Raw genomic sequence first — 12,958 nt, 5'->3', positions numbered from 1 at the left:
GGTTTCTTCCAATTGCGCGATCAGTTTGTGCCCGGCCAGCCAGGCGAGGAACAGCAGCAGTGCCAACACCGGCAGCAGAAACAGCAAGATTTCCCCGGTCAGGGTGTGTGCCAAACCGGTAACCCGGGTTTGCGGGGTGACCAGGCCAATCACCCAGCCGCTGCCGGGCATTACAAACAGGCTGACGCGACTGGCTTGTTGCAGTTGACCGTCGTCGTCGAGGTCGACGGTACGAATAGTTTCGCTGCCGCGATTCAATGCATCGGCGACGGGCCGTAGCCAGGCGTTATCGGCCACCAAGGCTTTGAAGGTCTGCATGCTGGCGCTGGTGGCGCGTTTGGCGCTGGGAAAGTGCAGGACGTTGCCGGCCTGGTCGAGGGCAAAGGCGTAGCCACCGGTTACCGCGCCTTGTTGTTCCAAGAACTGGGCGAGGTCGTCGAGACGCAAGTCGATGGTGGCGACCCCGGCAAAACGCCCGCTGAGTTTGTACGGCACGCTGCAGGTGACCATGGGCACGCCGCTGACCGGGTCTTGGTAGGCCTCGGACCACACGCATTGGCCGTCTTTGCCGGTGCGTGCCGAGCTGTACCAGGCATCGTTGTGGTAACCAGGGCCGTCGGCTTTGTTGTAATCGTCGGAGTAACTCAGTTGGCCGCCGGCGCCACGGGCCCAGAAGAAGCTGCGCCGGGTGACATCGGCGCTGAAGGCGTTGGGCTCCGGCCAAACGCCGCCGCCGGCAATGGCCGCATCGCCGGCATGATTGATCATGTTCGGCAGGCTGCCCTTGTACAGCGCCTCTTCGCGCGGCAGGACCTCGGCCAGCTGCGCCATGCTGGCGGTCAGGCCTTCGATGCCGGCCAGTTGTAAGCCCAGTTGGCGCACGATGGCGCCGCCGGTTTGCTCGATAAGTTCGGAGCTGGCGGCGACTATCAGCGGTTGCCCACGCCAGGTCATCACCGCAAAAACGGCAGCGGCCGTTAGCACCAACAGGGCGCAACTGCCGAGCGTTAGTCGCTGGGAAAGGCGTACGGGGATTAGGGCCATGGGCTACTCCTGAGGTTGTTATTGGTGTTGCAGCAGGCTATCGGCTGGCGGATGGCAGGGCTTTAATAGGTTCTGCGTATTCTGGGCTTTTCTTTATGGTTCAACCGCTTGGCGCTTAAGTAAGTCGACCAGAATTTGGGTCGCCGGCCCCAGGGTTTTATCCTTGTTAGCATAGAGTGAAAACCAGGGGTGACGGCTGCCGCCTTGTTGCAGCGGCAACTCTTTGAGCAGACCTGCGCTTAACTCGCGCTCGATCAGGTGACGCGGCAGCCAGGCAAAGCCCAGGCCGCTGCTGACGAAAGTGGCGGCGGTCGGCAGGCTGCCGACTGTCCAGCGTTGCTCGGCGCCGAGCCAGCCGACATCGCGCGGTTGGGCGCGGCCAGAGTCGCGAATCACCACTTGCATATGGTTTTCCAGATCGCTGGCGGTCAGTTCCCGTTGCAGCTGCTGCAGCGGATGCTGCGGGTGGCTGACGGCGATAAATTCGACACTGCACAGCTCGCTGCCCAAGTAGCCGGCAATGGTCAGGCCGGTAATGGCCAAGTCGGTGGCACCCTCCAGCAGCACTTCCTCAACGCCCGACAACACTTCTTCGCGCAAGCGCACCCGGCAGCCGCGGCTCAGCGGCATAAAGGCGCTGAGGGCTTGCACCAGCAGGGCGGTGGGGTAGGCGGCGTCCACCACCAAACGCACTTCGGCCTCCCAGCCTTGCTCCATGTGCTGGGCCAGCTCTTCCAGCTGACTGGCCTGCTTGACCAGTTGCCGGGAGCGGCGCAGCAGCATGTTGCCAGCCTCGGTGAGTACCGCCTTGCGCCCTTCGATGCGCAGCAGGGGCACGCCCAGTTGCTCTTGCATGCGCCCAACCGTGTAGCTGATGGAGGACTGTGAGCGATGCAAGGCTTCGGCGGCTTGGGCAAAGCCGCCATGGTCGACCACCGCTTGCAGGGTTCGCCATTGTTCGAGGCTGACGCGGGGCGCTTTCATGCTCGCTCCTGGTGGAATTCACGATCGTATAAATTGGGCTCGAGGCTAATTCGGGCTGGCTTATAAATCAATTATTTCGATGGTTATTAGCGTGTATTTGCGCTTTTTAATCGATTGCTCGGGCTATAACCTTGCCTGCATCAACACCAAACAACCCCAATATAGTTTCTTGCCGAGGTGCTCAGCATGTCCCAAGTTCTGGTTATTGAAAGCAGTGCGCGTCAACAAGGTTCGGTCTCGCGTCAGCTCACCGAGCAATTTATCGCCCAGTGGCAAACGGCCCATCCAGATGATCAGGTGACCGTGCGTGACCTGGCTCTGGAGCCGGTACCGCACCTGGACAGCACCTTGCTGGGTGGCTGGATGACCCCGGCCGAGCAGCAAACCGAGGCCGAAAAAACCGCCTTGGCGCGCTCCAATACCCTCAGCGATGAGTTGCTGGCTGCCGACGTGTTGGTGCTGGCTGCGCCCATGTACAACTTCGCCATTCCCAGCACCCTCAAGGCCTGGCTCGATCATGTGCTGCGGGCCGGCGTCACCTTCAAATACACCGACACCGGCCCGCAAGGCTTGCTGACCGGCAAGCGTGCCTTTGTGCTGACTGCCCGCGGTGGCATCTATGCCGGCAGCGGTCTGGATCATCAAGAACCCTACTTGCGCCAGGCGCTGGGCTTTATCGGTATCCATGAGGTGAGCTTTATTCATGCCGAAGGCCTGAACATGGGCGGCGTGGTGGCCGAACAGGGCTTGGCGCAGGCCAAGGCGCAGTTGGTGCAGGCAGTCTGAATTTGCGCAGTTGATTGAGCATTGTTTACCGCGCCGTTGCTCCTTGGCGCGCTAGGCCGACATCCGCAAGGGTGTCGGCCTTTTTAGTTGGGTGTCCGACGGTTTCCCAGAACCTGGCTAACAGGTTAAGGTCGCGCCTTGTTGGCGGCGCGCTAAAGCGCTGCGCAGGGGTTTGGCGTTGCCACTAGGGGGCTTAAGTGAAGTTGTCGGGACGCGGGGTCAGTCTGTCGCTGATTGCCTCGCTATTGTTTGTGTTGATCCCAGGCTATGTGCGCGAACTGGCGCCGCTGGATGGGGTGCAGGTGTTTGCCCAGCGGGTGCTGTGGTCGATTCCGGCGGTGCTGTTATTGGTGCTGCTGACGCGCCAGTGGGCGGTGTTGGCAGCTGCGCTGCAGCGTTTGCGGGCTGAGCCGAAGCTGTTGGCCGCCTTGCCGCTGGCGGCGTTGCTGATGGGCGTGCAATGGGCGCTGTTTGTCTGGGCGCCGCTGAGCGGGCGGATGCTGGAAGTGTCGCTGGGCTATTTTTTGCTGCCCTTGGCGATGGTGTTGGTCGGCCGGGTGTTTTACGGTGAGCGTTTGCGCGCGCTGCAACGTTTGGCGGTGTTGTGTGCCTTGCTCGGGGTGGCCCATGAGCTGTGGCTGACCCGCGCCTTTTCGTGGGTCACGCTGGTGGCGGCCCTGGGCTACCCGCCGTACTTTATGCTGCGCCGCTGGATGCGCCTGGATGCCTTGTCGGGGTTCGTGCTGGAGATGTTGATGCTGACGCCGGTGGCCATCTGGCTGATCGTCAGCGCCGGTTTGCCGGATGCGTTTGAGCAGGCGCCACAGCTGTGGTGGTTGCTGCCGGGCTTAGGTTTGCTCAGTGCGCTGGCCTTCGCGGCGATGATGACCTCGAGCCGTTTATTGCCGATGGGGCTGTTTGGTATTCTCAGTTATGTCGAGCCGGTGCTGCTGTTTGGCGTTTCGGTATTGCTGCTGGGCGAGCACTTTAATCCGGCGCAACTCTGGACCTATCTGCCGATCTGGCTGGCGGTAGTGTTGATTGGTTGGGACAGCGCGCGACTGCTGCGCAAGCAAGCGCAGCAGGGGTTTTGATCGGGCAGGCCGCCGCGCCTGCCGTCTGCGTCACGATGTTTAGCGCAGCACATCCCACATGATTTCGCGGATGATGCCGGTGGTGATATTGATCAGCAAGGCGTCGGTGCCGACCTGGCGCCACTCGTAGCCCTGGTAGTAGGGCAGCTGCCGGGCAAAGTCGGGGTCGAGCTTTTTCGCGATGCCGGGTGGCAAGGGTTTGCCACGGGCCAGATTTTTGCGAATGCCGGGCGGCAATGCGTCTACCTGGCCGTACTGGCCGTGGTGGTCGGTGAAAATCCGCAAAATTCGGTCCAGGTCATCGTCATAACGCTGCTGCAAATGCTCATCGTCGTCGTAGTTGCCATGGCTGGCGTTGGCGGCCTTGCTGTTGCTTTGCGCTTTTGAGTTGTTGCTTTGAGCGCTTTGGCTGCTTTGACTGTTGTTCGCCTTGCCGTTCTGGCTGTTGCCTTGATTGTTTTTAGCGTTACCGGGGTCGGCCAGTAGCAGGCTGCTGCTTAGCAATGCGGCCAGGCAGGTGACGCCGAGCAGTGAGGGGCGGGTTATGGACATGGCGTGACTCCTTGGGCGGGCTTGGCCTTAATCTAGGTTATGTCAGGATACTTAAGCAGTTTAGTGCCTCCCAGCGTTGTTGCTTAGGCAGAAATCCCCGGCCTCGCAGCGGCATCCGGGTTATCCTATGCAGTTGATTCTGTGATTTTTTTGAGGTGTTGCCCGTGTTTGCCCAATTCGCCCTGCATGAACGTCTGCTGAAAGCCGTGGCCGAGCTTAAATTTGTCCAGCCAACCCCGGTACAAGCAGCGGCCATTGGGCCAGCGCTGGAAGGACGCGACCTGCGGGTGACGGCGAAAACTGGCAGCGGCAAAACCGCCGCCTTCGTGCTGCCGCTGCTCAATCGCTTGATGGGCCCATCGATGCAGCGCGTGACCATTCGCGCGCTGATTTTGCTGCCGACCCGTGAGTTGGCCCAGCAAACACTGAAAGAAGTTGAGCGTTTCTCGCAGTTCACCTTTATCAAGTCGGGGATCATTACCGGAGGTGAAGACTTCAAAGTCCAGGCGGCCATGCTGCGCAAGGTGCCGGATATTCTGATCGGCACCCCAGGGCGGATGCTCGAGCAGTTGAACGCCGGCAACCTCAAACTTAATGATGTTGAAGTGCTGATCCTCGACGAAGCCGACCGCATGCTCGACATGGGCTTTGCCGAAGACGTGCAGCGGCTGGCCGGCGAGTGCTGCAACCGTGCGCAAACCATGCTGTTCTCCGCCACCACCGGCGGCGCGGGCTTGCGTGAGATGGTTGGCAGCGTGCTGCGTGACCCGCTGCATTTGCAGCTCAACAGCGTTAGCCAGTTGAACGAAGGCACCCGTCAGCAAATTATCACCACCGACCACAACCACCACAAAGAGCGCGTGGTTGACTGGCTGCTGGCCAACGAGACCTATCAAAAGGCGATCATTTTCACCAACACCAAGGTGCAGGCCGATCGCCTGTACGGCAAGTTGGTGGCCGCCGATTACAAGGTGTTCGTGCTGCACGGCGACAAGGACCAGAAGGACCGCAAGCTGGCCATCGACCGCATGAAGCAGGGCGGGGCGAAGATTCTGGTGGCCACCGATGTGGCGGCGCGCGGCCTGGATGTCGAAGGCCTGGACCTGGTGATCAACTTCGATATGCCGCGCAGTGGCGACGACTACGTGCACCGTATCGGTCGCACCGGTCGCGCCGGCAATGAGGGCCTGGCCATCTCGTTGATCTGCCACAGCGACTGGAGCCTGATGTCGAGCATCGAACGCTACCTGAAACAGCGTTTCGAGCGGCGCAATATCAAGGATGTCAAAGGCATCTACCAGGGCCCGAAAAACCTTAAGGCCTCGGGTAAAGCGGTGGGCGTGAAGAAGAAGAAAACCCCTGCCGAGAAAAAAGCCGCCGCGAAAAAAGTCAGCGCCAAGCCGAATAAACGTAAATCGATCAACCGTCCGCAACCCGATGCCCCGGCATTGGTCAGCCACGATGGTCTGGCGCCGCTCAAGCGTAAGAAGCCGGCGGCTGAAGCGGGCGCCTAACAGGCCGTTGAAAAACTACTGCGCTCGGCTATGCGGCGTTGAAATCAGCCTCAAAATGCTCATGTACAGCTCGTACACTGCGCTTTTTCGGCTGATTTCGCCTTGCCTAGCCGTCGCTCGCTGCATTTTTCAACGGTCTGTTAAACCGCTTTTGGCTTAACGCCACCCTGAGAAATGCCACTGCGGCGCGGGTCGGACTATCCAGTCTGGCCCGCGCCGCAGTCGTTTCAGGCCCTGTTCCCAGCACCGGCAGATCCCGTTCGATTTCCGGCACAGCAACAATCCTGAACTCACTATTTGCCCGCGCAGCTAGCGTGGCACTTTGCCGTGGCCGGCGCCTTGGTCGCAAACCGGCAGGGTGGTGACGCAATCAGCACGCCTCGGGTCGCTATCGTCATCGGCGGGCTGTAAGCGCTTTGTTACGTTCGACTGTGAAAGTTCGCGGTTTTGCATTTCATTCAGCACTTACAGGAGTAACCCGATGAAGCTTGCACAAACACTACTAGCCACTGCGCTTTGGCTGAGCCTTGGCGCTCAGGCCATGGCGACTGAATTGAGTCATTGGCCGGAGCCTGCCGCCAAGCAATTGCAAAGCATGATCAAGGCGAATGCCAACAAGGGTAATTACGCCGTATTCGACATGGACAACACCAGCTATCGCTATGACCTGGAAGAGTCGCTGCTGCCGTTTCTGGAAATGCAGGGGGTGCTGACCCGCGAGAAACTCGATCCATCTTTGCTGCTAATCCCGTTCAAGGACGTCAACGGCAACAAGGAAAGCCTCAACAGTTATTACTATCGCCTCTGTGAACTCGACGACATGGTTTGCTACCCCTGGGTAGCGCAAGTGTTCTCGGGCTTTACCCTGGCCGAGCTTAAGGTGCATGTCGATGCGCTGATGGCTTACGGCAAGCCGGTGCCGAGCACTTACTACGAAGGCGATGTGGTCAAAACGGTGGAGATCAATCCACCGAAGATTTTCAGCGGGCAAAAAGAGCTGATGAATCTGCTGACGGAAAACGGCATCGAGGTCTACATCATCAGCGCCGCCCATGAAGAGCTGGTGCGCATGGTGGCGGCTGATCCCAAGTACGGCTACAACGTCAAACCGCAGAACGTCATTGGTGTGACCACCTTGCTGAAAGACCGCAAGAGCGGCGCCCTGACCACCGCGCGCAAACAGATCATTGCCGGCAACTACGACCAGAAGGCCAACCTCGGCCTGGAAGTCACCCCTTACCTGTGGACGCCCGCGACCTGGATGGCCGGTAAACAGGCGGCGATTCTGACCTATATCGATGAGTGGAAAAAACCCGTGCTGGTGGCCGGCGATACGCCGATCAGCGATGGCTATATGTTGTTTCACAGCGTCGATGTAGCCAAGGGCGGCATCCACCTGTGGGTCAATCGCAAGGCCAAGTACATGGACCAGATCAACGCCATGATCAAGAAAAACAGCGCCGCGCAAGTTGAACTTGGTCTGCCGGTGACTGCCGACAAAAACTGGCTGATCGTTACCCCGGAGCAGATTCAATAAGCCAGGCTTAGTTTTACGGACAAATAAAAGGGCTGACACAGCAACTGCGTCGGCCCTTTTTGTTGGCGCTGACTCGGTTCCGTGCTGCACACAGTTTTTGTAGGGTGGGTTAGTGGCGCAGAGCAGAGTTTGAAAATCAACTGCGCAATCTGTGCGCCACGTAACCCACCAAGCGGTGATCGGCCGACCCCATCTGGTGGGTTACGGCGCAACGGACTAAGCATCAGCAGATAGCCCGTGGTCATGCGCCTAACCCACCCTTGAATTACCGCGCATCAGGCATCGCCTAACCGGTCCGCGCGCTTCAACACCTAACGGGTACAGCGCCTTTTTGTTGCTGCGCAGCGCTGCTTTACCGTCCACGGCTTGACTGTTGCCCAACCCCCTGCGGCGCTTTCGGTGAGTCGCGCTGGCATCTCTGGACGCTGCATCGTGGGGCGTCGGCTGTTAATCTTTGAGCATTAAATGCTGCGCGCCGTTTGGCGCTGAGTCGCTGCTCGGGAGTTGCTGGTGAAGTCCACTTTTAAAGTCCTTTGTGTGTTGCTGACGGCTCTGCCAGTCACGGCATTTGCCTGGTCCAATCATTCGCTTGGCACTGTCTTAGCCTTGCGTGATTTGCCGGCGCTCAAGCAAGCCGCTGCGGTTCAGCTTGAGCCGCTGGAGGATTTTTTGCGCAGTGAAGCCGCGGGCTTGCAGGCGTTGCTTGATCAGCAAGAGGCCTTTGCCCTGGCTAATTTCCCCGGTTATCCCGAGCGTCCAGCCGCGTTGCGCTGGCAGGGCGAGAGTGAAGGCGGGCAGCAGACGGCGTTTCTCAAGGCGCTGCGGGTGAGCCCTGAAATCAAGTTGGCCAACTTCGTTCAGGCCTTGCCGGGCTATCCGGCTGAAGGACGGGCGCACTTAAATGCGCAAGAGGTGATGCTCTACAAAAAGCTCAGCGTCTGGGACGAATGGCGTTTTCTGGCAGTCGCTGCCGGTGAGCCTCTGAGCCCATTGCAGGTGGTGGCCAGCGCCGCCGATGAACCGGATTACGGTCACGACATCAATCTGTTCAGCGATAATCCGGGCGACGTCGGTGGCCAGTACAACTTCGGCCCGCAGCCCTTTGGTGATGCGCGCTTTGAGTATTCTTCCCAGGCGCCGTTTCACATTGGCTATTACCACGACGACGCCATCATCTTCGCCGCCGGGCCCTTTCTGACCCGCACCTACCCCGAGTGGCGCGCCTATCAGTATTTTGGTCTGGCCCGTTACGCCTTCGAGCATGGCCATCCGTACTGGGGCTATCGCTTTATGGGCTGGGGCCTGCATTACATCCAGGACCTGACCCAGCCCTATCACGCCAAGGTGTTGCCGGGGGTTGAGACCAGCAGCCTGATCTGGACGGCGGCCAAAGATGCGGCCGGTTTTGGCGACGATAAAAAAGCGGCGATTGAGCGGGTCGCGACCCGCCACACCGAGATTGAAAAGTACCAATTCAAATGGCTGCAGCAATTGCTGCGCGACGGCGAAAACGCCAGCCCGCTGCTGCAGGCCTATGCCGACACCAGCAAAGACGGCAATTACCCAGCCTTTGACAGCGCCTATTTACGCAACCAGGTGTCGGCGCAGTCGTTTGCCCGCGCCGATCAACTGGATGCCTTGGTCGGCCAGGCGCTTGCGGCAGCCCCCGCGACCGAGGGCTTTAGCCAGGGCAATCAATTGGCCGCTGAAGCTGCGCCCAGCGCCGAATTGAGCGCCTTGCTGATTGAGCTGATCGGTAACTTTGGCGCCCATAGCCGCAACGCGGTGCGTGGTACGCTGTCGCCAATAAGCGCAGCGCCTGCCGCCGGGGAGACACCTTAGCGGCACGCCTCGCTATGCTGTAGGCAGCATCTAAGCGAGGGATGGGTATGCGGGTTTGCTTGCTGGCGCTGTTATGGGGCTTTTGCCTACCGATCTTCGCGGCAGAACCCTTGCGCATGGGTTTCGGCAGCAACAAACCGCCCTATGTGTTTGAAAATGAGCAGCGCGGGCTGGAGTACGAGATAGTCGTCGCGGCCCTCAAAAGCGCCGGTTTTCAAGTGTTGCAGCCTTACTACGCGCCGATGGAGCGCCTGCATCTGCGCCTCGAACGTGGCGAGCTGGATGGCATTGCCACCACCCAAGACGACGGCGGCGCGGCCTTCTATTCGGATGTTTATATCCAGTACCAGAATGTTGCGGTGGCGCTGGCTAAGCGGCAGTTACAGATCAACAGTATCGCGGATCTTGCCGACTACTCCGTCAGCAGCTTTCAGCGCTCCAGGTTTTTTCTGGGCGCCGAGTTTCAGGCGATGGCCGAGCACAACCCGCGCTACCGTGAAGAGCCGTGGCAGATCAACCGTAACCGCTTGCTGTATGCCGGGCGCATCGATTTGGTGATCGCCGATCGGCGGATTTTTCGCTACTTCAATACGCTCGTGGCCGATCAAGTCGATGTCAGCCAGCCGATTACTGTCTATCCACTGTTTCCCGTCTCGTCTTATCAGGTGGGCTTTCGTCTGGCCGCTCAGCGCGACAGGTTCAATCAGGGCTTGAAGGCCATACGTGAGAGCGGTGAGTACCAGCGGATCGAGCAACGCTACGCGGATTATTAAGGGCTATTCCGCGTCTTTTGCCCTGTGTGGTGCAGCGCTGGCTTGGCGATAAAGCCGATAGGCAAAGGCGCCCTCGGCTGGCTATGATCGCAGGCCATGACGCCCTCATTTCAGAATCGCCAATCCTGCCCGCCCGGCGCCTGCATCTGCGGGCGCGAAGGCTTGCTGGACAACCCGGATGCGGATCTGCGCTTCCTGCGCCTGACCCGCCCCGAGGAAAAACGCCTGCTCGAACGGCTGGAAAATATCGACAGCCTGAGCGACCTCGAACGCCTGCAGCAACGCCTGCATGAGCAACTCGGCATCCGCCTGCAAGTCGCCCCCGGCCGCAACGAGGTGCGCAGCATGCGCGGCATCGCCGTGCATATCGACGAGCTGCCCGGCCTGTGCCGCAAAACCCGCCAAGCCATCCAGGCCGCGATTCGCCGCGGGCTGGAGAAACGGCCCGAGATCGCTTACCGGTTGCTGGATGCTCATGATTTGTTTCGCGAGGGGTGAGGTGTGGGTTGCAAGAGGGGAATGTGAGCGGGGGTGGTTGTCGCTAGAAGCAGGCATTAACGCAGCTGGATTGGTAGTCTCTCGCTTCGACTTCGAACATCTAGGCCGTTGCTCATGATTCAGCTTTCGCAGGTGCAGACCATCATCGCTGCCGATCCGGTACGTTGGCGAATACTCCGTCTGGTGCAAGAGCTGGAGCTTCCAGATTGCTGGGTTGCAGCGGGCTTTGTGCGCAGCGCGATATGGGATCACCTGCATCAGCGAAGCACCTCACCGCTGCCGCCGGATGTCGATGTCATCTGGTTCGACAGCGAGCGGACCTCTCTGGATCTGGACGCTCACATCGAAGCCGCCTTGCGACGCAAGGACTACACGATAGATTGGTCCGTAAAGAACCAGGCGCGTATGCACCTTCGCAATGATGACTCCCCCTACTTCTCGGCGGCCGATGCCATGACCCATTGGCCGGAAACGGCCACTGCGGTAGCTGTAAGGCTTGGAGTGGAGGGGGTGGTCGAGGTCGCGGCACCACTCGGCCTAGACGATCTCTTTAACCTTGTCGTTCGACCTACGGCGAGGTTCCAGACAGAGAAACAGCAGATCTATCTGAACCGCCTTCGCGCAAAAAACTGGCTCGCAACCTGGCCGGACCTGAAGGTTTTTCCGATAGGCTGAAGCGCTTCAGCTTCGAAGTTTCATGTTCATTTTTGGTCGATGCCGTCATTAGCTAAGCCTCGCGGCCCATCAAACCCAGACCCGCAGCACTGCCCCTTAATCGAGCCGATAGCTGGCCAGCTCCAGCGCTGTCAGCAGGCGCAGGTTCTTTGGGTCGATCGACTGCATGTCGGCCGCCAGGCTGCTGGGGATGTTCATTTCTTTGAAGTAGGCGGCGGGGCTGTAGCGCGAAGTATTGCCGGCCAGGTTGGCCTGGGCGGAGTCGCCATTGGCGAAGTAGGGGCGGTGGATGCCGACATAGCCGCGCACGGTTTTGTCGCGGCCGGCGGCCAGCAGGTAGACGCAGCTGCCTTGGCACACGGCGCTGGCCGGGACCAGGGTGTCGAAGCCGGCTTCGCGCAGCAGGCGACCCATCTTGATGGCTTCCGGCACGCTGCCGCCGATGTTGTCCAGCAGCGCGAGCTTCTTGGCATACTTGCCGGGGTTGGCCGTGAGGCCTTTGAGCAGGGCTTCATAGTCGCCGGGAGCAATGTCTTCCGAGACGCTGACGGCGAGGATGGGTCCGGCGGTTTTGTGCTGCACGGCCTGCACCTCAACCTTGCCGATTGCCGCCGCCGATGCGCAGATGCTGATGCACAGCAGTGTGGCGCGGATAACTCTACGGCTCATAAAACAGGCACGTCCTACACAGGGATTGGCGGTTAATGCGTTGGCGGCGTGACGATGGCCAGCAGGCGGGCGACTTAGAATTTTTCTTTCGGACCCAGGTAGCGCCACTCACCCAGTGGCAGCTTGGCCATGGGCACGCCGCCGATGCGGATGCGCTTGAGGTTGATCACCTTCAAACCAACCGCCTCGCACATATGGCGAATCTGCCCCGGCAGCGGGTTTTTCAGGGCGAAGCGCAGGCGGGTTTCGTTCTGCCAGCTGACCTTGCAGGGCATCAGCGGTTTGCCGCGAAAGTTCAGGCCGTGAGCCAGGCGCTTGAGGCCGTGGGACACCAATTCGCCGCTGACTTCGACAATGAACTCTTGTTCGAGTTTGTTGATGTCTTCGTTGAGCTTGCGCGACACGCTGAAGTTTTGCGTGAACACCTGCAGGCCGCAGGCATCGGTGTCCAGCGGCAGGCACATGGTCAGGCGCTCAAAATGCCGTTGCAGCGGGCGAATGGCCGAGAGGTCGGCGGCTGCCTGGGTTTCTTTGCGCAGCAGTTTTAGCGCGTCGTCGGCGACCATGCCGACCGGCTTGTGCACTATCAGGGTGATCGGCTCTTGTTGGGTGAGCACGGCCTCCGGGTGCAGGGCGACCAACTGCTGCTCGACCTTGAATTGCGGTTCTTCGACGACTTGGCCGTCCACCGTGACCCAGCCACCTTCGATATAGAGCTCGGCTTCGCGGCGCGAGCAGCCTACTTGTTCGGCCAGGCGTTTGGAGAGGCGAATCGGATCAGTCATGCGGGTGGCCGTAAATTGGGGGGAGCTGCATTGTAATCGCCAGCGCCGGCTTGTGCGCAGCAATAGTGCTTTGCGGCGGCGTGAAAGTGCTTGGCCGCGCGCCAGCGGCACAGTTACTGGGCAAATTGTCGCGCCACTGTAACTGGGCGCAGGCCTGCGGCCTTCGTATACTGCTTGGCTACATAAGGAGACCTGATTGTGGCGC

General features: G+C 59.9%; 12 protein-coding genes and 1 pseudogene. 8 read left to right on the top strand and 5 right to left on the bottom strand.

What is annotated here, in order from left to right:
• Positions 1-159: 159 nt before the first annotated feature.
• Positions 160-768: pseudogene (locus Q8R10_RS20950) on the bottom strand (cache domain-containing protein); the annotation flags it as partial.
• 369 nt (positions 769-1,137) lie between these two features.
• Entirely contained in the window at positions 1,138-2,028 is an 891-nt protein-coding gene (locus tag Q8R10_RS17255) for a LysR family transcriptional regulator (protein WP_305655080.1), read from the bottom strand.
• Positions 2,029-2,214: 186 nt separating this feature from the next.
• Between Q8R10_RS17255 and Q8R10_RS17250 the strand changes: the two genes are divergently transcribed.
• Positions 2,215-2,814, top strand: coding sequence for an FMN-dependent NADH-azoreductase (locus Q8R10_RS17250; RefSeq protein ID WP_305655079.1), 600 nt, complete (start codon positions 2,215-2,217; stop codon positions 2,812-2,814).
• Positions 2,815-3,011: 197 nt separating this feature from the next.
• Positions 3,012-3,908 (top strand): EamA family transporter RarD, encoded by an 897-nt coding sequence (gene rarD, locus Q8R10_RS17245; RefSeq protein ID WP_305655078.1) that lies wholly within the window; start codon positions 3,012-3,014, stop codon positions 3,906-3,908.
• Between the two features lie 39 nt (positions 3,909-3,947).
• On the opposite strand, the gene Q8R10_RS17240 is transcribed toward rarD, so the two are convergent.
• Complete coding sequence (locus Q8R10_RS17240; protein WP_305655077.1) at positions 3,948-4,460, bottom strand: anti-virulence regulator CigR family protein; 513 nt, start codon at positions 4,458-4,460, stop codon at positions 3,948-3,950.
• Between the two features lie 164 nt (positions 4,461-4,624).
• Here Q8R10_RS17240 and Q8R10_RS17235 point away from each other — a divergent pair, with 164 nt between their 5' ends.
• From Q8R10_RS17235 to Q8R10_RS17210, 6 genes are all read left to right on the top strand, one after another.
• Positions 4,625-5,974 (top strand): DEAD/DEAH box helicase, encoded by a 1,350-nt coding sequence (locus tag Q8R10_RS17235; protein WP_305655076.1) that lies wholly within the window; start codon positions 4,625-4,627, stop codon positions 5,972-5,974.
• 481 nt (positions 5,975-6,455) lie between these two features.
• Complete coding sequence (locus tag Q8R10_RS17230; protein WP_305655075.1) at positions 6,456-7,511, top strand: haloacid dehalogenase-like hydrolase; 1,056 nt, start codon at positions 6,456-6,458, stop codon at positions 7,509-7,511.
• Positions 7,512-8,021: 510 nt separating this feature from the next.
• Positions 8,022-9,353 carry a phospholipase gene (locus Q8R10_RS17225; RefSeq protein ID WP_305655074.1) on the top strand — a complete coding sequence of 444 codons (1,332 nt, stop codon included), beginning with the start codon at positions 8,022-8,024 and terminating at the stop codon, positions 9,351-9,353.
• A 47-nt stretch (positions 9,354-9,400) separates the two neighbouring features.
• The gene (locus Q8R10_RS17220) at positions 9,401-10,126 is read left to right on the top strand and encodes an ABC transporter substrate-binding protein (RefSeq protein WP_305655073.1); all 726 of its coding nucleotides are present in this window, start codon (positions 9,401-9,403) and stop codon (positions 10,124-10,126) included.
• Positions 10,127-10,222: 96 nt separating this feature from the next.
• Complete coding sequence (locus Q8R10_RS17215; protein WP_305655072.1) at positions 10,223-10,624, top strand: hypothetical protein; 402 nt, start codon at positions 10,223-10,225, stop codon at positions 10,622-10,624.
• A 114-nt stretch (positions 10,625-10,738) separates the two neighbouring features.
• Positions 10,739-11,299 (top strand): nucleotidyltransferase family protein, encoded by a 561-nt coding sequence (locus Q8R10_RS17210; RefSeq protein ID WP_305655071.1) that lies wholly within the window; start codon positions 10,739-10,741, stop codon positions 11,297-11,299.
• Positions 11,300-11,395: 96 nt separating this feature from the next.
• Here the strand turns inward: Q8R10_RS17210 and Q8R10_RS17205 are convergent, their stop codons facing one another.
• Both Q8R10_RS17205 and Q8R10_RS17200 read right to left on the bottom strand, forming a co-directional pair.
• Complete coding sequence (locus tag Q8R10_RS17205; RefSeq protein WP_305655070.1) at positions 11,396-11,968, bottom strand: hypothetical protein; 573 nt, start codon at positions 11,966-11,968, stop codon at positions 11,396-11,398.
• 74 nt (positions 11,969-12,042) lie between these two features.
• Entirely contained in the window at positions 12,043-12,753 is a 711-nt protein-coding gene (locus tag Q8R10_RS17200; protein WP_305655069.1) for an rRNA pseudouridine synthase, read from the bottom strand.
• Positions 12,754-12,958 lie beyond the last annotated feature (205 nt).

Origin of the sequence: Pseudomonas sp., assembly GCF_030698175.1 — a bacterium.
GTDB lineage: Bacteria > Pseudomonadota > Gammaproteobacteria > Pseudomonadales > Pseudomonadaceae > Aquipseudomonas.
Note: the sequence above shows the minus strand (reverse complement) of the source record. Positions and strands in the feature narration are given on the sequence as shown.

Coding starts and splice junctions, on each gene's coding strand:
- Q8R10_RS17255 (WP_305655080.1), bottom strand. CDS start 2,028: ATGAAAGCGCCCCGCGTCAGCCTCGAACAATGGCGAACCCTGCAAGCG.
- Q8R10_RS17250 (WP_305655079.1), top strand. CDS start 2,215: ATGTCCCAAGTTCTGGTTATTGAAAGCAGTGCGCGTCAACAAGGTTCG.
- Q8R10_RS17240 (WP_305655077.1), bottom strand. CDS start 4,460: ATGTCCATAACCCGCCCCTCACTGCTCGGCGTCACCTGCCTGGCCGCA.
- Q8R10_RS17230 (WP_305655075.1), top strand. CDS start 6,456: ATGAAGCTTGCACAAACACTACTAGCCACTGCGCTTTGGCTGAGCCTT.
- Q8R10_RS17220 (WP_305655073.1), top strand. CDS start 9,401: ATGCGGGTTTGCTTGCTGGCGCTGTTATGGGGCTTTTGCCTACCGATC.
- Q8R10_RS17215 (WP_305655072.1), top strand. CDS start 10,223: ATGACGCCCTCATTTCAGAATCGCCAATCCTGCCCGCCCGGCGCCTGC.
- Q8R10_RS17210 (WP_305655071.1), top strand. CDS start 10,739: ATGATTCAGCTTTCGCAGGTGCAGACCATCATCGCTGCCGATCCGGTA.
- Q8R10_RS17205 (WP_305655070.1), bottom strand. CDS start 11,968: ATGAGCCGTAGAGTTATCCGCGCCACACTGCTGTGCATCAGCATCTGC.
- Q8R10_RS17200 (WP_305655069.1), bottom strand. CDS start 12,753: ATGACTGATCCGATTCGCCTCTCCAAACGCCTGGCCGAACAAGTAGGC.